The organism is Nitrososphaerota archaeon (genome assembly GCA_016872055.1).
Lineage (GTDB): Archaea > Thermoproteota > Nitrososphaeria > Nitrososphaerales > Nitrosopumilaceae > Nitrosotenuis.
In genome coordinates this window covers 1-24316 of sequence record VHBH01000006.1, presented here as the reverse complement: position 1 = coordinate 24316, position 24316 = coordinate 1, and the positions used below count along the sequence as shown (strand labels likewise).

Here is a 24316-nt window from a genome sequence, read left to right as displayed (position 1 = left end):
ATCTAGCGTGAATTCTTTGTTTAGTGAATTGGGAGCAAAAGTATTCTTGAATTTCTGAGCAGGCATGGCATACTAATTGCATCTTGATTCTAATCGGCTTTTTGATACTATGCACTCGGGATTTTATTTAGAAAAAGTAGCCCGAGGCAGATTCGAACTGCCGTCTCGGCGTATCCTCTCTAATGATCCAGAGCGCCGAATCCCTAACCTGAAGAATTCATTTGGCCGCTAGACTATCGGGCTACTGAAAAAACTCCCAAGCATTAGCAATATAACATTTCTACTTGACTCGGACTTCTTTGATTGCGGTTGCATAGTCGCATTCTGCCTTGAGTCTCATGTATGGAATTAGTCTATAGTGAATGGAATAAAGATCGTTTTCCTTGAATAAAATATTTTTTTGAATCAACGACACCAAGCCCCTTGATGATATCGCAAGCGGCAGATTATGTTGCTTGCAGACAATGTCTCGCCTTTTTTGGTATTGCTGTAGAGTAAATGAGACGTCGTTTAGCTCCAGTATTATGGGCCAGACAATTTCCTTCCAGACAAATCTCCTGTTCTGCGTTCCAGATGCGTACTTGCCCTTTTCGCTCAAATATTAATAATCTAAATAATTTAGTTATAACTGCATTTGTCCTCTCATATTTCTGAATCACTTGAATTACTAAAGAAAAACTGGGACGTTGACCCAATCCTGGAAGATTTCATGCTTGGAAAAAGAACAGATGTAACAGACCATGCAATCAAGGTAAAGCAAGTAATATTTCACATCCCATATCTGACGCAAGAGAAAAAATACATTTTATGGAAATGCTACTGGCCCGACTGCCACAATTGCTGCGAGCGACAGGGAAGACTGCCTCTAACATCAGATGATCTAATTACAATAGGAAAAGGCTTGAAGTACCAGAAAACATCTGACTTTGTCAAAAATGAAACAATAATTACCACATGGATGGAGGCAGGCCCGTCAGGAAACGGAGTCCTGATGACATCAGTTAATCTCAAAAGAAAAACAGACGAAACAGAAGCGGACGATGGCACCCACATCAGGTGTCGATTCCTAGATGAGAAAGGTGCATGTTCCATGCACCCAAATCGCCCCGGCGTGTGCTATCTGTATCCATTCTCTACCTGGCTTGAGAATGAAAACGGCAAGGCGCGGGTGCACTCGACATACCAGTTTACGGGTGATTGTCCCGGGTTTTACCTGGCAGATTCGCTGGAACCAATGAAAGAGGTGTTAACGGACTATTCAAAATCCATATATGAATACAACATGCAGTACACTAGGACCACACGAGAAGGATACAGTCAGACAAGCTTTGTCTGATGCAGAAATTTTTTCTCTACTTTTTTCAAAATCTCGTCTGGTCTGATCATTTAATTATGATGAAAACAAAGTAATTTTGTGGAGTTAGAGTTTGCACAGCCGTTTGTGCGTCCGTTTCTAGATAAAATTTCCTCAACTCCGTCCTCATCTGAGCTCATCATTCAAGACTTTGCGGTAATCATGATAATTGCGTCAATTATGGCGCTCATATCGTACAAGCTCAAGCAGCCAATGATAATGGCATTCATTATAGCTGGAATGATCATAGGCCCAAACACACCCCCGTTTAGCCTGATTACACATGTGGAAATACTGCATGTCTTTGCGGAAATTGGAATCATATTGTTGTTGTTTGTAATTGGGATGGAGTTTCCAATTGAAAAGCTCAAAAACGTTGGCAAAAAAGCAACCTTTATCGCAGTTGCCGAGGCATCTGGCACCTTCATGGCCGGATTTGTGGTAACTCAGGCAATGGGCTTTACGTTCTTTGACAGCCTGTTTGTTTCTTTGGCAATCTCTGTTACAAGCACTGTGATTATCATGAAAGTACTAGAAGAGCTTGGCATGATAAAAGACGAGGCCACCTATCTTATTGTCGGCATTGCGGTAATTGAGGACATAATCATAATTTCGCTGCTTGCGGTGCTCCAGTCTGTTGCGTCTACTGGGGATCTGACCGTCAATGAAGTTGGAATGTCAATAACACTTGTAATTGCGTTTATAGTTGGGGTAATTGTGCTTGGCTCCAAGATCGTACCAAGATGCGTTAATCTTGTGGGCAAGACTGAACACAGCGAGCTGCTAATCATTGCTGTCTTGGGCGTTGCGTTTGGTCTTTCCTTTGTTGCGTTCAAGCTGGACATTTCGGTTGCTACCGGGGCATTCTTTGCGGGAGTTCTGGTGGCAGAATCAAAAATGAGAATTGCCACAAAAATAATCGCAACTCCTATTCGCGACATGTTTGGCGCATTGTTCTTTATCTCAGTTGGCGCGCTAATGGACATCAAACAGCTTCCATTATTCATCATACCTGCAGTGATTCTGATTATAGTATCGTTTTCTGCCAAGTTCATAACGGTGTGGGCAGCGTCGCGAGCCCAAAGACTTGGCAAGACAACATCGCTCAAGACAGGAATCGGCCTATCCTCATCTGGGGGCGAGCTTGCACTGGTTGCGGCCAAGGGAGGTGCCGACGTTGGTGCCACCAGCTCGTTTGTCTTGCCGATGGTTGGCACAATGACTATAATCACCACATTCATCTCGCCATATCTGATAAAATACGGCTGGAAGCTTACAAGCCGCCTAGAATCAAAAGAGGCAGGCTCATCAGGCACTAAATAAAATCTCACGCATTGCAAAGTAATTTTGACTATATCCCAGAATAATCCATAAGAAAAAACCAATTTAGAACTTGGCTGCGGGAATAGAATTAATCGGGGATCTAGGATATCTGTTGCTGTTTTCGGCGGCAATTGGAATCATTGCGTATATCCTAAAGCAGCCTCTGGTTTTGGGATTTTTGGTAGCCGGCATTTTGATTGGTCCGTTCGGACCGTTTAGTCTGATCAAGGACACCACAATGCTGACTAATTTTTCAGAGATTGCAATTGTGTTGTTGTTATTTGGGGTGGGCCTTGCATTCCCAATAACTCAGCTTAGAAACATTGGCAAGATTGGCGCAGTAATTGCCGTAATAGAAGTACTTGCGATGCTTGGAATCGGGTTTGCAGTTGGCTGGGCGTTTGGATGGTCTACTATGGACTCGATGTTCTTGGCAGCTGCACTCTCGATTAGCTCAACTGCAATCATAGTCAAAGTTCTAGAGGAAATGGACGTAATTGAAGAGCCGTCGTCCATGCTGATAATCGGGGTATTGGTAATAGAAGATATCATTGCGGCCGTATTAATTTCTACACTACACTCTTCGGTTTTGTCGGGCGCATTTAGCTTTGATCAAATGATCTGGGAGATTGCAAAAATCAGCATGTTCATTGGCGGAACAGTAGCACTTGGGTGCCTTGGGATGCCAAAGGTTTTTTCGTTATTGTCAAACATTCCTAGATACGAAATTACAATTCTTGTGGCGCTAGGCCTTGCGTTTGGGTTGTCGTTTTTATCACACGAGCTTGGCTTTTCTGCGGTAACGGGCGCATTCTTGGCAGGCGTGATCCTTGCAGGCTCTAGATTCTCTGAAGATATCATTAATCTGATTACGCCGATTCGCGAAGTATTCATTGCAATATTTTTTGTCACAATCGGCGCCCTGATGGATATCAATATTATCGCGGAATACTGGCTTCCAATCATAATTATCACGCTAGTTACCATTGTGGGCAAGACTGCGTCTGTGTATTTGGGCGTAAGACTCTTCCGGCTTGGGCCAAACAATGCCATGGGAATAGGCTTGTCTATGGCGCAGCTGGGCGAGTTTTCATTCATTGTGTTGATGGTGGGCCAAGACTTGGGGGCTACAAGCTCGTTCCTCTTCCCAATTGTAGGAATGGTTGTGGTATTGTCTACGATATTTGCCCCGTTCCTAATCAAGAGGGGAACGAAGATGCTGGTTTCGTATTGAAAAAATTGAATCGTCTATAACATGATGTGGGACTATTACAAGCAAAGTGACTTTCACATGTCTTTGTACAGGTTTCGTATGGCGACCTCTGTCACGCCTGCGGCAAGTGCAATATCTTTTTGTGAAAACTAATTGTCAATGCACCGAAATTTCAGAGAAAAAATTTAAAGCTGAAAAAAGAAAATAGACCTTTGTTAGGTCACTTTGATTTTTTCTTGCCCTTGGATTTGGATGCTTTTTTAGCTTTTGCTGCCATGCATAGTACATTGTTTTTATGTTATTAAGCATGCTTATTTTGAGAATTTTGGAAAATTTTTTTCTGAATTTTCAGATTGCGACCTATCAACTGTGATCCATTTGTCACTTATATCGTAGTGATGGCATTATCTGATGTGCTAAAAAATCTATTATCAAAATCAAAACAACAAAAACTAGCTATATCTGTAGAGTCAGAAGGGGAAAAATGATCCACACCTGCAAATATTATAATTTTCATTGGGCATGTATAATGGACAAATTCTCCAAAGTAATGGAGCGTGAGAAAACTCATTCTAAAAGACAATGGAAATACTAGACGAAAAAGTTCACATCTGGATAGATAGCGCAAGGTTCGTACAATCAAAGCCAGGAATCTATGTTCTGTATGACAAAAAGCTTGATGCGATATACGTAGGAGAGTCCAATAGTCTGCAAAGCCAATTCACTAAATATCTGGATGGTAATTTTGAGGGAGAGCCATGTAAGCAAAAAACATATGCATATCAGAGAATGTTTACTCCTAATCCGACAGAAAAGAAAAAAATGATTCTGGACGCATTTCAGGAAAAATACGGAAAGCTGCCAGATTGCAATGCTGGAGATTGAATAGATCGGAGCAATGTTAAATCTAGTTTTAAAATAATTTCAAATCTGAATGAATCAAAAAATTACTAGGCTTTAGCTACTTTCATCAAGTCACGCATGTGAATTTCCATTCCAAAGCGCTGCTCGTTTTTCTTCATATAGCGAAATATGGAAATAAGATCAGCGATACTACGAATAGCAGAGAACTTGCCATGCATTTTTGCTCGAACAAAATTTAGAACCTTACCGTAAATTGCGAAATATTCCAAGACTTCTTCTCTGTATTTTGGCAAGTTGTTGATATTTTTCACAAAAATGTCTGCGCAAATCATGCTTGGGATGATTCCCTCGCCCAACAATGGATAAACAGTACCGATTGATTCGCCAACACCTACAACCTTTCCATGGTAGAACGGCTCGCACATGTTTGGAGTAGCCAATCTAATTGGACGGCCTACCGTCTTTGTTATCTTGCCACCATATTTTTTAAAAAACTTGTCAGTTTCCTCTACGTGATTTTTCTTGTAATCACCGGCACCAATGTGTGCCATGTTGTCGTTTAGTGGAAAATACCAGAAATATCCGGTCATTTTTGCAAATGGCTTTACAAAGAAATCATCTATTGGAACCTTGTCATCATACTGGATCTTATACTGGTATGTGGGCAAGAAAAAGTCTTTTTCAATTTTTGGCAAATAGCTGCGATAAAATCCGGTGCAGTCCACGATCATGTCGAATTCTTTTTCCAAGTCTACAAGTTTTGGCGAAACGCCATAGTGAATTTTCACACCTTCAGACATTTTTTTAATGAGTCCGATTTTGTCATAAGTTACTAGGCCCTTTAGCTTGATATCAAATCGCTCATTGTTGTTCATGTCAATATGCATGTCTTTTCCATGATGTATGATGAAATCATCAAAATTGATTTCAGACTTGGCGCACAACTCCCGCATCTCGTTTGCAGATGTTCCCCATGCACAAATGGAATCGTGATTTTGTAATGTCATACGTTCATAGCCGACAACCTCGTGGTCGTTTTTGAGCCTTGATACCAGATATCCGCCCGCGACTCCAATTCCTACTACTGCTATTTTCATCGAGTTAGAATTTTCCTTGGTCTAATAAATAGAATGTGTAGTATTTTGAATTGTTGGCCTCAGGAAAAATTAGTCTAAAAATAAAAATGCTCAAAAATCGTAAAATTTACGCACAAAAGCTTACGATCAGGAACCTGTGGAAGAGCCGTTCTATGACTGGTAAATTGTAGATGCTGATTTTGTAGATTATAGCCCTTTGATTGTTTCTTACAATCCCCTTCTGTCCACATTATTGCTGAGCTGTAATACATCAAAGTAGATTTTTTTCACCTGACTCTCAAGTACAAATACTTGAACGCAACAACAGACACATTTGAATGCCAATCTGATTCAATCTTCGTTTATTCTAAGAAACCAGAGTTTTTCCCGTGATTTTGTGTCCGTTCAATGAATAAAGTTGTTTAATCTTCTCATCCATTTCCACATGATAATCTTTGTGCAATTACACATTGTATCTAGCTCTTTCAAGAGGCAGTGCCTCATGGAAATTAATAAAAATCGCTTATCAATAACCCAATATTCAACATATTATGATCTAACATAGTTTTCATTCTATGTATAAGGCCGGTTTGAATGGCCGTGCCATCCTTGCCTTATTCTTTGGATCATATTTTGTAGCATCTGATTCTGCAAAGACCTGTATGTTTACTCCAAATTCCTTTTTGACCAGCCCTGATAATTCTGAAGACAAGACTGCAGTTTCGTTGATTGGTTCTAGCTCTGCTCTAATCCTCCTCATTTCCTCAGGCTCTGCCAAAATAGAATTGACAGATTTTTTGACAAAGTCTGGGTCTTTTTTGATGTTCTCAGTTTCTGGATTTGCAATTAATTCTTTTATGATTACACCAATGTTTATCTGGCCAGCAACCACACTTGCTGCGATTTTTCCAAATGCCTTGACCTTCCAGGGGTCTGCTGTGTACAGGACAATTTTTTGTGGAGTGATCTTTGTCACCTTGAGAACATTTTTGATATCTTCAATTGTGGATTGCAATAATTCCTCTGATTGCACTGATGAAGAATCTGTAGAGTTGTTTGGTACAGGCCAATCTGATCTAGATACTAGGCCAGAATTACCCAGTCGCTCCCACATTTCTTCTGCTAGGTGTGGTGCAAACGGAGACAGCATTGCGACCCGAACAGCTAATACCCGGTGCAATATTCCTGAAACATCATTCCTACCTTTTGCCTCGACTCTTTTGAGATACCACTGCAAGTCAGATTCAAACGAAAATAAAATATGATGCAGGGCCTCTCTCAACCTCATTTTTTCCACTGCACCGGTTGTCTGTGTCATTAGGTGATCAAGTCTTCCCAGAATCCAACCATCTTCTGATTGCAGTTTTGCAGGCATGCCTGGTTTGTGTCTGACACAATCCTCGTAGATTACCTCTAGCTTACCCTTGATAGTGTTTACGGATTCCAAATTGAAATCCGCATCCTGGAGCAGCTCGGCAGATGTGATTATTGCCAGTCGAATCGGATCTGCGCCATAATCTTGAATTGCTTTTCTTAACGGGATGATGTTTCCCATTGACTTGGACATTTTTTTGCCGTCCATCAGTACGGATCCGTTTACTACGATCTGTTTTGGCCATAGTGCTTCTGGGAATATGGCAACATGATTTAAAACAAAAAATGTCAGATGATTTGGAACTAGGTCGCGCCCGGAATGTCTTGCATCAACTGGATAAAAATATGTAAAGTCTGCCCGTATCTTTTGTAAAATGTTTTCCCGTACTAAGCATTTTGCAGCTATTTGCATTACATCACCCTTTCCATAAAATACAAACTCGAAAAATTCATCAGAAAGCGAGTCTGCATTTAATTCTCCTGAATTAACGTATTTTGCCAGAATATAGTATGCCATGTAGATTACGGAATCAGACAAGCTCTCAACAATCCAGTTTTGGTCCCAAGGTAGATTAGTTCCTAGTCCATGCTGTCTTGCACATGCCCTTTGTCGTAGCCAACCGACAACATAATTGAACTCCGTCCTGATTTCATTTGGTAGAATACTCATTTTCTCAAAGCACTGATTTGTCTTGTCCTTCCAGGGTTGGTCTAGATAATTGAGAAACCACTGGTTGTTCAATAGTTTTACAACACATTCTGCTCCACATCTACATCGGATAGGCCCGTCATTTAGCTCCAACAGCATATCGGAATTCTTTGATTCTACAAGCCAGGCCTTTATCGTCTCTTTTGCCTCAGAAACCTTGAGTCCTGCAAATTTGCTGGTGTTCTCGCACAGTATTCCAGAGTAAAACTCCTTGGAATAAACCTCGTTTGTAGCCTCGTCCAGCTTGGGGTCATCCTGAGTCGTTATGCCCATTTTCTCGACAATTTCCTTAGCAGGAATCTCGCCAAATCCCTCTGTCTTGATGATTGGGATTGGCTGTATTGTAATACTGGAATTCTGTTTTTGATAGTCAACTAATGCTTGATAGTCAAATGGAGCATGTGCAGGCACTGACATTACTATGCCGGTGCCTGTCTGTGATTCTACAAAGCTTGCAGGAAGCATTGGAATCTTTTTGTCAAGTATAGAAACGGTCTTTCCTACTAGCTCAGAGCCGGAAACTTCGGAAATCATTATAATGGATTTGTTCAAAAATCCCAACTTGTATGCGCATTCTGGGCTGACAATCCAAGTTTCGTCGTCTACCTTGATTTTTTTATATTTTATGTGTGGGTTTACCCAGAGGTTTGTCACGCCAAAGATTGTCTCCGGGCGTAGTGTAGCAGTTGGAATTATTACACCATCTAGGTGGAATTTTACCAAAATGTATTCTGTAAAGTCCGGTTCTACATCACCCAGTGTATCGTGTTGTGATACTGGGTTTTGGTCGTTAGGACACCAACCCACAGGGTGCGAGCCCTGCACTACAAAATTGAGCGACTTTAGTTTTCGAAACTGCCACTCGATGAATTTTTTGTAAACTGGATCTATAGTGGTAAATTCACGCCGCCAGTCTATAGAATAACCCATCTCTATCATTCCCTGTTTGATTTCCTCGTGAAAATAATCCGCAATCTTCTCTGGCTCGACAAATTCCTTGATTGTATCTGGTGAAACATGGTATAGTTTTTCAAAATTCTCGATTAGTTCCTTATCGCCTTCTTGGACTCGTTTTGCCATGCCTAGTATGGGTGTGCCGGTATAGTGAAATCCCATCGGAAACAAAGTATTGTAGCCTTTCATGCGCAAAAATCGTGCGTGGACATCTGCCAAAGTGTATGTTCTACCGTGGCCTATGTGTTGAGGTGAATTTGGATACGGATATGCAACTGTGATGAATTTTTTTGGGCGCGAGTCTGGTTCTATTTCAAATTCTTTTTCCTGTGCCCACTTGGCGCGCCACTTTGTCTCGATGTAATTCCAGGAAATCATACGTTCACTGTCTTTTTGATTAAAAATTCTGCATGGGCCAATGCGTTATTTAGCTTGGAGATATCCTTGCCACCGCCCTGACCAAATCTTGTATCGCCTCCACCAGAGCCCCCAAGCTCAGACGAGATCTCTTTGACTAGATCTCCTGCCTTGAAGCTTGCCTTTTCTCCAGCAAATACAATTATTCTAATTCCAGATCCCTTTACAATCAATGCACAATAAATCAGAGTCGGGTCTGTCTTGATTGCCTCATCACCCACTGCAATATGAAATTCATCATCCAATTCTTCTTCTATTACGTGATAGAATTTGACATTACCGAAAACTTTGGCTACCCCAATTGCCTCTTTAGCGGATGTTATACTGGTTCGCTTGATTAGCTGCTTTAGCTTTTTCTTGGCGGATTCCGAGTCATCCATTGCATGCTCGAATGACTTTAGCAGTTTTTCTCGGTTTGTCCCAAGTGATTTTATTATATTCATTACATCGCCTTCCTGCTTTTGTACAAAGTCAACTGCAGCTTGCCCTGACACAAATTCCATTCGAATAACTCCGTCTTGAATTCTTTCCGTCTTTATGATTTTGATTAGTCCGAGATCACCCGTTCTCTTGACATGGGTCCCGCCGCAAGCCTCTACATCGAAGTCTTCTATTTTGACGATTCGAACTGCTTTTACAGGCACGACTCCGCCTTGGTATATCCTAAACCCAAAGGTCTGTTCTGCCTGACCTCGCTCGTATTCCTGTATCGTAACTGGAAGGTTTTTTTGAATTATCATGTTTGCAAAGTTTTCAATTTTTTTGACCTCATCTTCTGTCAAACTGGAGTGATGTGTCACATCCAGTCTCCCGTAATCATTTTCCTTGTATGCGGAGTGCTGCCAGACCCAAGAGCCCAGAACATTTCTTGCAGACGAGTTTACCACGTGGGTGCTGGTGTGATGCTTGGTAATGTTTGTCCGCCTTTCAACATTAACCTCACATGATATTGTATCACCTTCCTTGGGAGCTGTTCCCTTGATCTCATGCAAAACAACACTACCATGTTTAGTTACATCTACAACGTCTTGACCGTTGATCTTTCCGTGGTCTGGTTCCTGTCCTCCACCCCTTGCATAAAATGACGTCTTATCTAGGACGACAAATTTTCCCTTGATTACCTTGAGTATCTTGGCGTCAAATTTCGGTGGATCGTCTTTGTAGAATAATAGTTCAGTCTCTGCAATTCCGGTCAAGTCAAATTCTTCAGTAGCCTTTTTCTTCTCAGATTGGTGCAGATCAGATAATTTACTATAAAAGCTGTCTGGAGTCTCTGAAATCACATCATATTCTTTGAGATAGTCTGGCGTGACACCGTCTGATTCGTAAAGGCGGATCATGTCATCTACATTTAATGTCTTTTTCTGAGACTTGAGGTTTTGCGCAATCTTCTCCATTCTGGATTTTGACTCGTGGTATCTGCCGACTTCTATACTGATGATGGTCTTGACTTCGGCTCGGTATTGCTCAAGTTCTGGATAGGTATTTTTTAGATAGTCAATGTGGGCGTCAATCAGCTCGTCTAGATCCAATTTTAGTCCCAATCTGTCTATTGTAGCCATAATTCTTCGCAGAATAATTCTGAGATTGTATCCGCCGCCTACATTGCTTGGCAATGCACCATCCGATATTGCAAAGATCAGGGTTCGCAGATGGTCTGCAATCATGTAGAGTCCCTCAAGCGGTGTTATCATTTTAGAGAGATGATTCTCTGACAAATTAGATGCACTGATTGCGGCCTTTCTTACTTGTGACAAATCCGGGAATTTCTCTAGGTTTCTTGCAATTTCAGTGAAATATTTTGTCAAGATTTGTGAATCAGTATCGATTCCCATCTTTTGAAATAATTTTTGCGTGATTGGACCAAAACAACAATCATAGGCAGTTGGAGTCCCCATCGTAATCCATGCGAATCTCTCTAGGCCTGCGCCCATGTCGATGATTTTCTGGTCTAGCGTTGTGTGGTTTCCAAGCTCTCCCTGGAATTCAGTAAAGACTGCGTTTCCAAGCTCTAATCCTCTAACATAATACTCCAGTGAAGAGCCGAACGAGCCGCCGCCAGCCCAGACATCTTCTACAAACGTGATCTCATTTTTGTTTATTCCAAACGATTCTGTTAGTAATCTAAAGTCAAGATCGACACATTCATCTTTCCAGTAGCCCTTGTTGTTTGGAATGCTGTGCTGACCAATCATGCAAAAGCTGGAGAAGTGCCTACCTGTTACTCCAACATTTTCTATGTCCTTGAAGCGAAGACATGTCTGCGGAACTACAAGAGGATTTGCAGGAAATTCGAATACAACCTTGGAGCCCATTACTCTTTGAAAATCAACAATTGATGCTATGGTAAAGTAAAGATCATCTCGCCATCGGCACACAACTGGATAGCGGTTAATTGAGGTGTGGCCGTTTCTTACAAAAAAAGATTCTACTTCCTTCCAGGCTTGCGTATAATCAAATCGCTTTGATGTCGGCGGATTTCCAATGAACGAATAAGTGTCATCAGAGTGATCAGGGCAAGCGTGTCTTGTCGAGTCCAGCGTCCAAAAAAATCTCTTGCAAACACTGCATGATTTTCTCGCAAAGCCCTGCTCTTGGAACAATCTGATTTTGTAGTATCGCTCTGGCTCTGCTGAAAACTTGGCAAGAATCTCATCCTTGTTCATTCTGAAGAAAACTCTGGCTGACTAATATTAAAAATTACCATTTAGGATCAATTAAATACGCAAGTTTTACAATTTGATTAATGTTCGGCCGAAAACCAAAACAGCTCCAAGAAGGTAACTATGTCTTTGCAACAAAGCCTGATGGTCAATTCACCAATGTGATCGTCGGCGCTGTAACTGGAATTGACGGCGACAAAATAGGCGTTAGCGGCCTAATCATAAACATGGCAGGCCTCAAAAACAAAGTTTCACAAGGAAAGGCAGGGCCAAGATCCGAAGAAATTCTCAAAAATCCAACACCGCAAAGCTGCATTCTTGGACTAGTTTACAGAACAGAACATGACACATTCAATGATACCCTAGATCTCAAAGAGAACAATGTGGTGGAAATGTCTGAAAAACTATTCTATGTTCTGGACGGCTGGATTCGCGAATCGCTGCCAGAAATGATCAACAATGTCTTATCTTTACCGGATGGTGCAGAGCGCGATCAGTCAAAGAGAATACTCAAGCAAAGAATGGATACTCTATACGACAAGAACCTAAAGCAGAATCTCTACTCTGTATGTCGAAGCCTCAAAATCCTAAACTAGACGTAGTTTTATATTATCCCCAAAAAGAGTCACGATACAATGGAATACGTTTACGCTGCATTAATTTTGCACAAACTAAAGAAGGAAATTAACGAAGCTAACGTTAGTAGTGTTATCAAAGCAGCAGGCGCGGAAGTTAGTGATGCACAAGTAAAGGCATTGGTTTCTGCACTAGCTGATGTAAACATTGAAGAAGCAATCAAGGCAGCTCCAGTTGCCGTAGCAGCAGCACCAGCAGCAAGTGCAGGTGGCGCAGCTCCAGCAGCTGATGCAAAGAAAGAAGAAGCTCCAGCAGGTAAATCTGAAGAGCAAGCAATGGAAGGCCTCGCTTCACTATTTGGTTAATTCCTCAAAATTCTCATTTTTACCTTTATCTAGCACAATATACCATACGGTATAGTGGCAGACACACCGTTTCTGTTTCTGATCTATGTCTTTGATCTCTTTGGTACAATGGCCTTTGCAGTAACTGGTGCATTCAAGGCAATAGAACACAAGTCCGACATTGTCGGCATTCTAATTCTATCAATAATTACAGGCGTGGCAGGCGGAACAATCCGTGACGTGATAATTGGCAGGGTTCCTCCAAACTCTATATTTGATCCTCTGTATGTCGGAATTAGCGTGACCTCTGGCGTTACCCTGTTCTTTTTGCACCCGTATCTCAAAAAGCACTGGAATTTGTTTCTGAAATTTGACGCAATTGGTCTTGGAGTGTTTTCCATTACTGGTGCAACATTTGCGTACAATATTTTCGGCCTGAACTTCTTGGCAATCGCTTTTGCAGGGATTTTGACAGCAGTGGGCGGTGGAATCTTGCGAGATGTCTTTGTAAATGAAGTGCCGTTCATTTTTGTCAAAGAGCTATATGTCACTGCAAGCTTTGTCGGAGTTGTAATATTCTATGGATTACTTGTGGCAGAAATCCCACTATATCTGGCATCAATCATTGGAATCATAGTAACTACAATACTAAGACTGGTAGCTATGAAGTACAACTGGAATTTGCCTAGGGCGCGAGAAAAATAATTTTACGCAGGAGTGTAGCCTTTTGCCTTAGAGGCAACAGACTGGGCTTGGGCATTTGCTTTTTGGAGGACTGCTTCTTTGGTATCTTCTGTGATATAGCCTGCTTCGATTGCAACGGAACGTGAACCATGTGCAGCCTTTGCCAAGACTTGTTTGATGTTGTCCTTTGTGATGTATCCTGCCTCAATAGACAGTGATATTGCTTCTTGGTGTGCTTGTGCAAATAGGCCTCTGTATGATTCCAAATCTATTATCAACTCTTCTCGCTTGTACTGGATTCCTTCCTCTATCGCAGCATCAAGTAGGATTCCTGCCTCTACTGACTTGATGTCTAGCTTTTGCAGTAATGTTGCAAGCTTGTCAGGAATCGGCTGACCCTTTTTGACTGGAGTAGAATCCTTTAGAATCCAAATTGTTCCCTGGTCGATTTTGGTTGGAATGCCGGCTTCCTTGAATTCAGTGAGCATTGGACCTGGGGCAATACCTGTGTTCTTTGCTGGTACGTTGATGTCTACACTTGCAATGTCTCCACCACGACCAAACATCATGATTTTGTTCTTGCCTAGTAACACGTTTAGTTTGAATGGTGACATATTTGTAAACATCAAAACACACTGACCTGTCAGGGCTTCTGCCATCTTTGCAATTCCAGGGATGTTTAGCTTTTCAAGTGCCTTTTGTGCTACCTTATCTTTGATGCTAATGATTTCAACTTGGCCTAGGAATTTTTTTCTTAAAGGCAACATTTGTGATGAGCGGACCTTTTCCATTCTAACAAGGGCAGTTACTTTGTATTTTGCTGGAAGCTCCTGCAGCTGCTGGTACATTCTTGTCTTTTTTGCAGGATAAGTTGTTCTGTTCGCGTGCATTTACTTTCTCGCCTGCTGTATCTGCTTTACTGGCTTGCCCATAGACGTTTTCACAATAATTCTTCTAATGTTCTTGTCACCGCTTGGAAGTTTTTTCTCAATTGCGTTTAGTACTGCATGAGCGTTTGCCGCCAAGTCTCCATCATCCATGGATTCGTCTCCGATTTTGCATGACATGGACAAGGAATTTTTTACCTTTACTCTAATTGATGATCTAAATCTGTCAAGGAATGATTCTATTGGTGCATTAAATGGAACTGGGATTGGCATTTTGCCTCTTGGACCCAACAGCTGACCTAGCACCTTACCGACTGTCGTCATGAGTTGTGTGTCTGCCAAAAAGAAATCATAATTATTGATAAATTTACGAGCCTCTCGCTTGTTTGCCGCAAGAATGTTTAACTCATCACCAGAAACCACTCTGTCTGCATTTGCACTCTTTGCCTTGAGGCCCATGTCTCCTCCCGCCATAACACAAACCGTTGTTGGCTTGGAGAGTTTCTTTGGAAGCTGAATCGTCTCGTTCATGGCGAAGCCTTTCTTTACGTCAATGTCCTTTAGGATTACGTACATTTCCAAGGTCTGCTTGAACTTACGTTCCTTGTCAGCGTCCTTGGCATCCTTTATCATTTTAGCTAGCTCAGCTTCGTTAATCAACGAAAATCTTGCAAAAAGGCCTCTTTAAAATCGTTAGTGTTGGCAGGCACGGGTTTTGGTGGAAAATGTAAAATTTTCTAATTTCCTCGTAGCACATTATATTATGTGCAATTTTCCATGCCTAAAACTACGTTTATTAACATCAAACCGACTCTTTTGAAAACATTGCAAAAGCTAGATGATCTGGACATGAAACTCCTATACGAGCTTATTCATGATGGGAGCATATCGGTTCCAAATCTGTCTAAGAAAATGGGAATAAACGCCTCTGTTCTGTATTCTAGGATAAAGCGCCTTACAAAAAAGAAGCTAATCAAAAAGTTCACAATTCTAGTAGACGAGTCACAGCTTGGAATAGGCGTCAAGGCAACAATTGGTATCAACCGTGACCCAAAACTAAAAGATGCAATTCACAAGCAACTACTCCAAACCCCAGAAATAGTGTCAATATCCGAGGTAACCGGAAGATTTGATATCATGGTCTCAGTTCATGCGGAAAACCTAGAAGAGCTCCACACTATAGTAATTGAGAAAATCGGTAAAATAGAGGGAATACAGAGCACAGAAACTTTTGTAGAATTACAAAAAACGGACAAAGAGCCGTCGTATCTAGTAGAAAAATAATTTACTTTAGTTTATCGTCATATTTTCCTGCGTTTACATCGGCAGAAAACTCCTTGGGGTTTTTGCCTTCTATTTTGATTCCCAAAGATACACAGGTTCCTGCAACTTCTTTTGCAACTGACTTTATCGAAGTAGCATAGGATGATTCTAGTTTTGCCTTGGCAACCTTTACAATGGAATCTACCTTGATGTCGCCAACCCATGTTGTACCACTGGTTCCAGATCCCTTTTGAATTCCTGCCTCCTTTAGAAGAAGTGCGGATGCCGATGGAATTCCGACAGTTACTTCCCATTTTTTGGTCTTGGTATCAACTGATACTGTGACTGGGACCTTCATTCCCTCGAAGTCTGCTGTTTTGTCGTTTATGGCCTTAATGATTTCCATAATATTGACACCTAGTGGACCCAAAGCTGGACCTAATGGTGGACCTGCGGATGCACCTCCACCTGTTACTAGTGCAGAAACTGTTTGTGTATCGGCCATGTCTGTGCTCTTTTAGATGACGATTTAATCCTTCCTAAGCGGATGTGGATATTTTCAGATAGTTAGAGTCAACAGTTACCGGAAGCTGGTATGGTGCGTCAAGCAAAATGACTGTTGCTTCTTGCTTGTCGTTGTCTACTCTAGTTACTGTTGCCTTCATGCCCTTGAATGGGCCACCGATGATCTCAACTATGTTATCTACTGCAATTATAGGTGCAGTGCTCTTTGTAACGAGGTATCCCTCAATGTCTTTGAATTCCATTTCACCACGTAGCTGTCCTCGGATGTGCCTTATTCCTTGTAAGGAGTTGAATGCCGAGTTTGCGTCCTTTGCCTCTACTACGATATACCCTTTGAGATTATCCACTAGTAAAACCGAATACAGGTTGATCTGACCGTTGTTAATCTTACTTTGGAGAAGGTTCATGACTATCTTTTCCTGACCTCCCGTGGTCCTTATTGCAAAAAGATGTGTTTTGATTTCTTGAGACAATTCCATCTATCCGAATCTGAAGACCGAAAATACAAACTGAATTATAAATCCAATCGCCCCGATGCCACCAATTCCCAAGAGAACTAGCCGTAGATGCTGCATATAGTCCTCCTTGTCGGACTTTTTAGCAAGCTTTATGGTGTTTACCATGTTCTTTATGGTTTGATTTAGATCCATTGGTGGGGTTTAATATGGTGTCCTTATATTTTTTGGGACATGGAACTACTGGTTGCATACGAGCAAGACCCAGCAGGGCACAACATGGCAAAGTTTCTCTCAAAAAACATGGCAAAAGACGGCGATGTCTTCAGGAGCAAAAATTTCGACTTGGCCATAATTCCCAGCCCTACGATTTCTGCAGATTGGTTAGAGCAAAAATATCACTATGACGGATTTGTTTTTCTATCAAAACACGCCGCCGAGTCAGGTGAACTTGCACTTACTTGCCATAGTACCGGAAATTTCTCTATTGCCCAGTTTGGCGGCAACGAAAGACAGGTGGCAATTCCCCATCCCCACCTGCAAAAAGCCTACATGCAAAAATTATATCTTAACAAGGATTCTTTTTCCGACTTTCAGGTAATAATAGAGGCAACACATCATGGACCTACTGCGCTATCGAAGCCGACAATTTTCATTGAAATTGGCACAACAGAAAAGCAATGGACAGACGAATCTCTGTGTAGTTCTGTGGCAAAGCTAGTCCTAGAAACAATGTCGGAGCCGATCAAAAAATCCCCAGTTGCCATCTGCTTTGGCAGCACGCATTATCCAGAAAAATTCACAGAGGAGCTGATCCACGGAGCATATGCATTAGGAACTGTGATACCAAAACATGTACTGGAATTCCTAGACGACGAGCTCTTCTCGCATATAATGTTACAAAACAAGGAAGCAAAAACAGCACTCCTTGATTGGGCAGGTTTGGGTCCTCACAAACAAAAAGTACTTGACATGCTGAGTACTACGTCTCTCCAAGTGACCAAACTCTGAACAAACTGGATCAAAAAGTCTACAGGAATCTACTTGCAGTTCCAAAGGGTAAAGTCACGACATATGGCGAGCTTGCAAAAGCAGTTGGGTTAGAAAATGGGCAGCGCGTCATAGGACAAATAATGAATCGTAACCCATTCCCTGTTGTAATTCCATGTCACCGAGTTGTTAAGTCGGACGGCAAAATTGGAGGCTATTACTATGGCGAAAAAGTCAAGACAAGAATGCTGTCTCATGAAGGCATAAAAATTACAGATGGTAAGATTAAAGATTGGGAAAAAACAGTCTTTAGGTTCTAGACTTTCGGTGCTCTTTGATTTCCTCGATTAGGCTTCGGAGGTGAGCAATGTTTCTAACAGTGTTACCGCCTATCTTCTTGTAGATTGTCCAGAATTCCGGATTTGTGATTTCCTTTCTGTCCTTTGCTACCTTGAGTCGGTGTCGCAATGCACGAACCTTTGCTACATAGACTTCTTTTTTGCCTACGCGGGCACCCTTGCGACCTTTCTTAGAACCGGTCGTGGTTCCTCTCTTTTTCTTTTGAGTTCTCTTGAATTCGGCTCTTCCACGTGATGTGCCTTTTGCTGACTTGATTGTAATTACACCAGCTGTGATCAGACCTCTGATGTTTTGTCTTGTGATTGCATCTGCAATGTCATCTGATCTTTCTGGGTCAAACTTGATTCTAGATAGGCCTACTCCTACAACTCGTGATACGAGTCGTTTTTTGGTTCTAAGATTTACTACCACTTGTTCTCACTCTTGCGTTAAAGATCTTGAATTTCTTTTGTGTTGCTACTGCTACTATCTCTACTCTTTTCTTTGTTCCAACACCATGAGCAATTCTCACTCCGTCGGTCTTTGGGTTTAGTTTTTGTAAATCATTTACGTTGTGAATCAAATTATCTGTAAATCCTGATGGATGCAATCCTCTTGCTATTTTTGGGCCACCATATCCCACTTTGACTAGGCCTGGTCTGCCACGAAACTTTTGCTTTCTTTGGTGATTGTCGATTCCTTTTGGCTTTCTCCAAGACCACTTGGCTAGTCTGCCATAACGCCAGCTTTCTTGTCTGATAAAGTCTGGTCTTTTCTCGTTGACTTTTTCCCTTAATGCTAGCAGATCCTTATTGATGGTCAATAGATGCACTCCTTGGATTTTTCAATAAATAGGTTACCCTGAGATCAGCCATCAAAAGGTAAGAGATAATAATAATGCAGAGACGGTGTGGATATTCAATGACCCCAGATTCATTGATGTGGTGAAAATATGGACTCTAAAACAACACTTACGCCCAAATTTATCGCGCAACTTGAGGCCTTTGGAATCAAACCTTCCCAAGTGTTCAGAAATCTCATGCCTGAAAAGCTAGTCGAGGCATCAGTACAAAGAAACGAAGGTGTAGTCACATCGACAGGCTCTCTGGCTGTAAAGACAGGCAAATACACAGGTAGATCGCCAGACGATAGATACATCGTAGACGACGATGAAACCCACGACAATGTAGACTGGGGCAAAGTAAATCACCCATTCCCAATTGACAGATTTGACAAGATTTTCGCAAAAATGAAGAAATTCGTAGAAGGTAAGGAATTATTCATCTTTGATGGATTTGTAGGGGCAGACAAGGACCTCCGATTATCCATACGCGTCATAAATGACCATGCCTGGCAAAACCTCTTTGCAAGACAGTTATTTGTTCGACCTTCTGCGGCAGAGCTAGAAGAGCACGAGCCGGACTTTACTATACTGTGTATTAATGGATTTGAGGCAATTCCTGAAGTGGACGGAACTGGCACCAACGTCTTCATCCTAATTGATCTGACAAAGAGACTAGTCCTCATCGGCGGAACAAGCTATGCAGGTGAGATGAAAAAATCCATGTTTGGAGTAATGAACTATCTTTTACCAAAAAAGGGAGTATTTCCAATGCACTGCTCTGCAAACATTGGCAAAAACGGAGACACCACACTCTTCTTTGGATTGTCAGGCACAGGAAAAACAACTCTTTCTGCAGACAATGACCGAATGCTAATTGGAGATGATGAGCATGGTTGGTCTGACAAGGGTGTCTTTAACTTTGAGGGTGGATGCTATGCAAAATGCATCAACCTAAACCAAGAATCAGAACCGCAAATCTGGAATGCAATCAAGTCGGGCGCAGTACTAGAAAATGTAGTGATTGATAAGCAAACACTCAAGCCAAACTTTGATGATGGCTCACTAACCGAAAACACTAGGGCCGCATATCCTTTGGAATACATCCCAACTGCAATTTTCCCAAGTGTTGGAGGCAACCCTAAAGTAATCATATTCCTAACAGCAGACGCACTTGGCGTTTTGCCGCCCGTGTCCAAGCTCACAAAGGAAGGCGCAATGTACCATTTCATGTCTGGCTATACTAGCAAGCTAGCCGGCACAGAACGAGGCATCAAAGAACCCAAGGCAACCTTCTCAGAATGCTTTGGCTCGCCGTTTATGCCAAGACCTGCATCAGTATATGCAAAGATGCTTGGCGACAAAATCCGAAATCACAATACCGTGGTGTATCTAATCAATACCGGCTGGTCTGGCGGTCCATACGGAGTAGGAAAACGTGTCTCTATCAAACATTCCAGAGCAATGGTAACAGCTGCACTCACAGGAGCGCTAGATATTGTAAAATACAGACACGACGACTTGTTCAACTTGGATGTTCCAACAGAATGCCCAGGAGTACCATTCGAGGTGTTAGATCCAAAATTGACGTGGCAAGATCGCGATGCATATGATCTCTCAGCAAAGAAGCTGGCTCAGATGTTTGTGGACAATTTTAAGAAATTCAAGACAGTCGATCCTGTTATAGTAAATGCAGGACCAAAAGCATAATCTATTTTCTGCGAATCAGTAACCCAACAAGAATTACTATAGCACCAATTCCACCCAGTATGATCAATGGTTGGTATGGTATCCCAATGTCAAGTGTTTGGCGATCTGCAGACTGTACAGTTATGCTGTTGTACACTGATGCTGTGCCATTTTCTGTTTTGAGCTCTGCCTGGACCCAGTATTCACCCGGAGCGCCGACTGTGATTGACTGGTCTTTTGTGGGTGTAAGAGAAACACTGTCGACTAGCCTTCCATCGTCATTGTATAGCGAGATCTTCGCATAAGACCATTTCTCCTCAGAGTCTATTTTGAAATCAAGTTTGCCGTCGTTTTCAAAAACCTGTATTACACCGTCTGAGATCCTAAGCAAAACCGGGATGCGCTGTACTACCTTGTCCAATATCACAATACTTTCCTGGTATTGGCCTGTTTTTTGCTCAGTCATCTCGGCCCTTACAAAAAGAGTGTAACCGTCAATCCAATGATCAAACTTTGCTGCAGAATTAGCCGGCATGATCTTAATTTGCGGCTGGGCTCTTGTACCATCTATTGTTTCCAGTTTGAATTGGAGTGTCTGGGATTTTGTAAATGGAGACAAGTTAAAAATGGCAAAAGAAGGACTGACTGCCAAATTAGCATCAACTGCCCGAGTAATGTTTAGCCTGCCGGCTCCACTAATCTCTTGCGGAAACAGGGTACCAAATGTATCTGAGACAGGATCTGCCGTACTGATTATGATTGCCTTGATCTGGCTTGGGGAAAGACCGGGATTTTTTTCCAGCAAAATAGCCGCAGCTCCGGAAACATGGGGGGCTGCAAAGCTAGTCCCACTGGTAAGGTTGTATCCTCCTTGGATGGATGTAGTGTTCACAAAGACTCCGGGCGCCACAAGATCCGGCTTGATGTAAAACGGTGATACCGGCCCACGAGAGCTAAAAAATGATACAAAATCAGGGTGGTAGAACATGTTGATTGTACCAGTTGTCTTGTTTTGAAGAATCGACAAAAGCGTATGTCCATCTTCTTTTGACATTGATACTGCAGGAATTCGTGGCTTGTATTCAGGACCCTCCAGTTTGTTATTCAGGTCTCCAAGAAAGATTCCAGGCTCGTTATTGTATACGATGATTGCTTTAGCACCGGCACTTGCGGCGTTTTTCTCCTTGACGGAAAAGTACAACAATTCGTCGTTTACATCACTTCCTCGCTCCACTAGCAAGATCTTGTCCTTGACATTAAGGACCGCCAAGTCCGACTCTTTACCATATTTTCCAAAAATAATCTCACTAGTCAGGGGCTCTGAGAGAGGAATTATTCCCACCATTGGCAAAACTTGAAATCGTTTTCCATCAATGTCAAGTGTAGCAACGAGGCTTGCCGTGATGTTATTGTATGTGGCACCAACTGTGATTGCGTGAGGATCTTTTCCAGGGCTTCCAATCGTTCTAAGGTCTGGGCCGCTGTTTCCAGCAGCTGCCACTACAACAATTCCTGCTTCTACTGCATCGTTTATTGCATCTTCTATCCTGTCGTTGGTCCTATTTACTCCAAGACTCAGATTGATAATATCCACATCATCCTCTATTGCTTTTTGAATTGCCTTCACTATGAGATCCGATGATACTGAGTTTCCAGTGTCAGATACGCGATAAGCCAAAATCTTTGCTTCTGGTGCAACACCGCGCATCTTACCGTTTGCAGCAATTATTCCGGCAACCTCGGTTCCATGTCCGTCTATATCTTGTACCGTATTTTCATTTTCAATAAAATCATAACCGCCAATTATTTTGTCTCTCAAATCTGGATGGCCAGAATCAACACCGGTATCAATTACCGCAATTTTGATGTCCTTACCATAAAATCCCAAACTGTGTGGATATTGCACTCCAACATGTTTTGTCGATCTATCCATGAGAACCTCTGATACGGGTTCTGTCTGGACTTTGGCAGAAAAAAGAAACACGCTAACTAGAACCAAAGAAAAGTAAAACGCCAGCAGTCTTGTTTTTTTCATCTTGTCTACTGATACTGCTGAATTGATGTCTGTTTTATTTTTGGTGCCGTCCAAAAATCCGACAAAACTTGCATCTTGGGGGACAAATCATTAAATTAGAAAACGAAGCGACGGTATTATGGGAAAATTTACACTTCCTGAAGTACCATATGCATACGATGCATTAGAGCCAAATGTTGATGCAAAAACGATGGAAATTCATCATTCAAAGCATCACCAAGCATACACAAATGGCCTAAACGACAACTGGGAAAAACTTCCAGCAGACATGCAAAGTAAAGACCTACTAGATGTCTTGGCTAACATATCTGCAGTTCCAGAAGCAGTACGTGGAGCAATAAACTTCCACGGAGGCGGATACGACAATCATAGATTGTTTTGGAACAACATGAAGCCAAACGGCGGGGGGGCACCAGGCGGCTCGATTTCAGATGCAATCCAAAAGGCATTTGGAGACTTCAACGCATTCAAAGAACAGTTTTCCACAAAAACCACAGCAATCCAAGGAAGCGGTTGGGGCTGGCTGGTATTCAACCCAAAAACAAAGAACGTTGAATACAAATCAATGCCGAACCAAACAAGCCCAAGAACAGAGGGACTTGTACCGCTGCTAGGTCTTGATGTTTGGGAACATGCATACTATCTCAAATACCAAAACAAAAGAGCAGACTATGTTGGTGCTTGGTGGAACGTTGTAAACTGGGATGAAGTAGAACAGCGCTACTCTAAAGCAAAATAATCTTACTCTTCTTTTTTAATTTTCCATCCACATCTTGTTGATCTTTTTGTTGTTACCTATCGCAAACGAGATTCCCCCATGGTGCAGAAAACATGTTGTAGAATCGATGTGGTACTTTGAGCGGAATGAACATCATTATCTTTGGCGAAATCGTCCTTGTTGTATTTCTAAGGTAACAAGACATTTTCCCTTTGGTTAATACACCAAGACGTATCCATTTCATATATTGTGATTGATCACGCTGCCTAGCTCTATTCTTACCTCAAATCCAACAATTCTGCTTCCATTAATTTTCTCATCAAGGAGCAATTTGATTTCGATCTAGACTGTTGGATGTTCTTTTTTGTATGGGAAAACCCATTCTGATTTTCGCCTGGGAACTTTCCAATTTTTGAACGATACTCAAACTAAATTTTTAATGAATGCATTTATTAGCCAACTGGCAGGCTTTTTGTACATGAGTGAAGAGCAAGCCCAACAATTTCTTTATCGAATGCAAATGCTGGAATCAATAGTGGCAAGCTTGGATCAAAAAGAAGGATTAATTGTGAACTTTCTGCGAGAGGCAATGGCGTCAGTCGAGTCCATTAGGAATCTTTCGGGCGACAAGGAGGTAGAATCACTCGTGCCTCTTGGCCTCGGTGCATATGCCAAGGCAAGAATTCCCACAAATTCCAAAGTAATTGTGGATATTGGAGCGGGAATCGCAGTGGAGCGAGACCATACATCTGCCATGAATTATCTAGAATCCAGAATCAAAGAATTCCAAGTGGCACTTAATGAAACCTCTGCACAAAAACATCAAGCAATGATGCAGTTAGACGGCCTAAAAGAGCAAATGAACCAGCTAATGCAGGCTGAAACTCCTAAACAGTAAGTGATATTATGTTTGATAAACTACGAAATGCGTTCTCGTCTGTTGCTAAATCGTTTAGCGAAAAAGAGTTAAAGGTAAATGACATTGATGATGTTCTTTTCCAGCTAGAAATTGCATTAATGGAA

Annotated in this window: 25 protein-coding genes and 1 tRNA gene; 13 read left to right on the top strand and 13 right to left on the bottom strand. The window is 41.9% G+C overall.

The annotated features are described in order from the left end of the window. Positions 1 to 137: 137 nt before the first annotated feature. Both FJ354_05425 and FJ354_05420 read right to left on the bottom strand, forming a co-directional pair. Positions 138 to 243 (bottom strand) — tRNA-Gln (locus FJ354_05425). Between the two features lie 37 nt (positions 244 to 280). Next, positions 281 to 598 carry a hypothetical protein gene (locus FJ354_05420; protein ID MBM3906101.1) on the bottom strand — a complete coding sequence of 106 codons (318 nt, stop codon included), beginning with the start codon at positions 596 to 598 and terminating at the stop codon, positions 281 to 283. A 111-nt stretch (positions 599 to 709) separates the two neighbouring features. On the opposite strand from FJ354_05420, the gene FJ354_05415 reads away from it, so the two are divergent. The 4 genes from FJ354_05415 (at position 710) to FJ354_05400 (ending at position 4775) form a co-directional block, all read left to right on the top strand. Further along, on the top strand, positions 710 to 1336 hold the full coding sequence (locus FJ354_05415; GenBank protein MBM3906100.1) for a YkgJ family cysteine cluster protein: 627 nt from the start codon (positions 710 to 712) through the stop codon (positions 1334 to 1336). 180 nt (positions 1337 to 1516) lie between these two features. Next, complete coding sequence (locus tag FJ354_05410; GenBank protein MBM3906099.1) at positions 1517 to 2677, top strand: cation:proton antiporter; 1161 nt, start codon at positions 1517 to 1519, stop codon at positions 2675 to 2677. 70 nt (positions 2678 to 2747) lie between these two features. Then, a complete protein-coding gene (locus tag FJ354_05405) occupies positions 2748 to 3911 on the top strand; it encodes a cation:proton antiporter (protein ID MBM3906098.1) in 1164 nt (387 codons plus the stop codon). Positions 3912 to 4472: 561 nt separating this feature from the next. Next, positions 4473 to 4775, top strand: coding sequence for a hypothetical protein (locus FJ354_05400; GenBank protein MBM3906097.1), 303 nt, complete (start codon positions 4473 to 4475; stop codon positions 4773 to 4775). Positions 4776 to 4840: 65 nt separating this feature from the next. Here the strand turns inward: FJ354_05400 and FJ354_05395 are convergent, their stop codons facing one another. The 3 genes from FJ354_05395 to FJ354_05385 form a co-directional block, all read right to left on the bottom strand. Further along, on the bottom strand, positions 4841 to 5851 hold the full coding sequence (locus tag FJ354_05395) for an NAD(P)/FAD-dependent oxidoreductase (protein ID MBM3906096.1): 1011 nt from the start codon (positions 5849 to 5851) through the stop codon (positions 4841 to 4843). Between the two features lie 547 nt (positions 5852 to 6398). Further along, on the bottom strand, positions 6399 to 9245 hold the full coding sequence (leuS, locus tag FJ354_05390; protein MBM3906095.1) for a leucine--tRNA ligase: 2847 nt from the start codon (positions 9243 to 9245) through the stop codon (positions 6399 to 6401). Then, positions 9242 to 11950 (bottom strand): alanine--tRNA ligase, encoded by a 2709-nt coding sequence (locus tag FJ354_05385; GenBank protein ID MBM3906094.1) that lies wholly within the window; start codon positions 11948 to 11950, stop codon positions 9242 to 9244. The genes leuS and FJ354_05385 overlap by 4 nt, the downstream gene beginning before the upstream one ends. Positions 11951 to 12030: 80 nt before the next feature. Between FJ354_05385 and FJ354_05380 the strand changes: the two genes are divergently transcribed. The 3 genes from FJ354_05380 (at position 12031) to FJ354_05370 (ending at position 13572) form a co-directional block, all read left to right on the top strand. Continuing rightward, the gene (locus FJ354_05380) at positions 12031 to 12543 is read left to right on the top strand and encodes a hypothetical protein (GenBank protein MBM3906093.1); all 513 of its coding nucleotides are present in this window, start codon (positions 12031 to 12033) and stop codon (positions 12541 to 12543) included. Between the two features lie 39 nt (positions 12544 to 12582). Continuing rightward, a complete protein-coding gene (locus tag FJ354_05375) occupies positions 12583 to 12888 on the top strand; it encodes a 50S ribosomal protein P1 (GenBank protein MBM3906092.1) in 306 nt (101 codons plus the stop codon). A gap of 108 nt (positions 12889 to 12996) precedes the next feature. Continuing rightward, a complete protein-coding gene (locus tag FJ354_05370) occupies positions 12997 to 13572 on the top strand; it encodes a trimeric intracellular cation channel family protein (GenBank protein MBM3906091.1) in 576 nt (191 codons plus the stop codon). A 2-nt stretch (positions 13573 to 13574) separates the two neighbouring features. Here the strand turns inward: FJ354_05370 and rplJ are convergent, their stop codons facing one another. Further along, on the bottom strand, positions 13575 to 14441 hold the full coding sequence (gene rplJ / locus FJ354_05365; GenBank protein ID MBM3906090.1) for a 50S ribosomal protein L10: 867 nt from the start codon (positions 14439 to 14441) through the stop codon (positions 13575 to 13577). After that, the gene (locus tag FJ354_05360) at positions 14442 to 15098 is read right to left on the bottom strand and encodes a 50S ribosomal protein L1 (protein ID MBM3906089.1); all 657 of its coding nucleotides are present in this window, start codon (positions 15096 to 15098) and stop codon (positions 14442 to 14444) included. It lies immediately after the preceding gene. A gap of 165 nt (positions 15099 to 15263) precedes the next feature. Here FJ354_05360 and FJ354_05355 point away from each other — a divergent pair, with 165 nt between their 5' ends. Then, entirely contained in the window at positions 15264 to 15722 is a 459-nt protein-coding gene (locus FJ354_05355; protein MBM3906088.1) for an Lrp/AsnC family transcriptional regulator, read from the top strand. Position 15723: 1 nt separating this feature from the next. On the opposite strand, the gene FJ354_05350 is transcribed toward FJ354_05355, so the two are convergent. Genes FJ354_05350 through FJ354_05340 form a run of 3 tightly spaced genes read right to left on the bottom strand, consistent with a single transcriptional unit; the run spans position 15724 to position 16876 of the window. Continuing rightward, positions 15724 to 16206, bottom strand: a complete 483-nt coding sequence (locus tag FJ354_05350) for a 50S ribosomal protein L11 (protein MBM3906087.1) — start codon at positions 16204 to 16206, stop codon at positions 15724 to 15726. Between the two features lie 34 nt (positions 16207 to 16240). Continuing rightward, entirely contained in the window at positions 16241 to 16699 is a 459-nt protein-coding gene (locus FJ354_05345; GenBank protein ID MBM3906086.1) for a transcription elongation factor Spt5, read from the bottom strand. 6 nt (positions 16700 to 16705) lie between these two features. Further along, entirely contained in the window at positions 16706 to 16876 is a 171-nt protein-coding gene (locus FJ354_05340; protein MBM3906085.1) for a protein translocase SEC61 complex subunit gamma, read from the bottom strand. A 39-nt stretch (positions 16877 to 16915) separates the two neighbouring features. Between FJ354_05340 and FJ354_05335 the strand changes: the two genes are divergently transcribed. Beyond that, a complete protein-coding gene (locus FJ354_05335) occupies positions 16916 to 17692 on the top strand; it encodes a D-tyrosyl-tRNA(Tyr) deacylase (protein ID MBM3906084.1) in 777 nt (258 codons plus the stop codon). A 5-nt stretch (positions 17693 to 17697) separates the two neighbouring features. Further along, positions 17698 to 17991, top strand: coding sequence for an MGMT family protein (locus FJ354_05330; protein MBM3906083.1), 294 nt, complete (start codon positions 17698 to 17700; stop codon positions 17989 to 17991). On the opposite strand, the gene FJ354_05325 is transcribed toward FJ354_05330, so the two are convergent. Both FJ354_05325 and FJ354_05320 read right to left on the bottom strand, forming a co-directional pair. Next, positions 17981 to 18442, bottom strand: a complete 462-nt coding sequence (locus FJ354_05325; protein MBM3906082.1) for a 50S ribosomal protein L19e — start codon at positions 18440 to 18442, stop codon at positions 17981 to 17983. The genes FJ354_05330 and FJ354_05325 overlap by 11 nt on opposite strands. Next, a complete protein-coding gene (locus FJ354_05320; GenBank protein MBM3906081.1) occupies positions 18426 to 18833 on the bottom strand; it encodes a 50S ribosomal protein L32e in 408 nt (135 codons plus the stop codon). The genes FJ354_05325 and FJ354_05320 overlap by 17 nt, the downstream gene beginning before the upstream one ends. A gap of 129 nt (positions 18834 to 18962) precedes the next feature. On the opposite strand from FJ354_05320, the gene pckA reads away from it, so the two are divergent. Next, positions 18963 to 20561 (top strand): phosphoenolpyruvate carboxykinase (ATP), encoded by a 1599-nt coding sequence (gene pckA / locus FJ354_05315; GenBank protein ID MBM3906080.1) that lies wholly within the window; start codon positions 18963 to 18965, stop codon positions 20559 to 20561. Between the two features lies 1 nt (position 20562). Here pckA and FJ354_05310 read toward each other — a convergent pair whose 3' ends face one another. Continuing rightward, positions 20563 to 22629, bottom strand: a complete 2067-nt coding sequence (locus tag FJ354_05310) for a peptidase S8 (protein ID MBM3906079.1) — start codon at positions 22627 to 22629, stop codon at positions 20563 to 20565. Positions 22630 to 22693: 64 nt separating this feature from the next. Here FJ354_05310 and FJ354_05305 point away from each other — a divergent pair, with 64 nt between their 5' ends. Together FJ354_05305 and pfdA are read left to right on the top strand one after the other, a co-directional pair. After that, entirely contained in the window at positions 22694 to 23314 is a 621-nt protein-coding gene (locus tag FJ354_05305) for a superoxide dismutase (protein MBM3906078.1), read from the top strand. Between the two features lie 457 nt (positions 23315 to 23771). Then, entirely contained in the window at positions 23772 to 24191 is a 420-nt protein-coding gene (gene pfdA / locus FJ354_05300; protein ID MBM3906077.1) for a prefoldin subunit alpha, read from the top strand. Positions 24192 to 24316 lie beyond the last annotated feature (125 nt).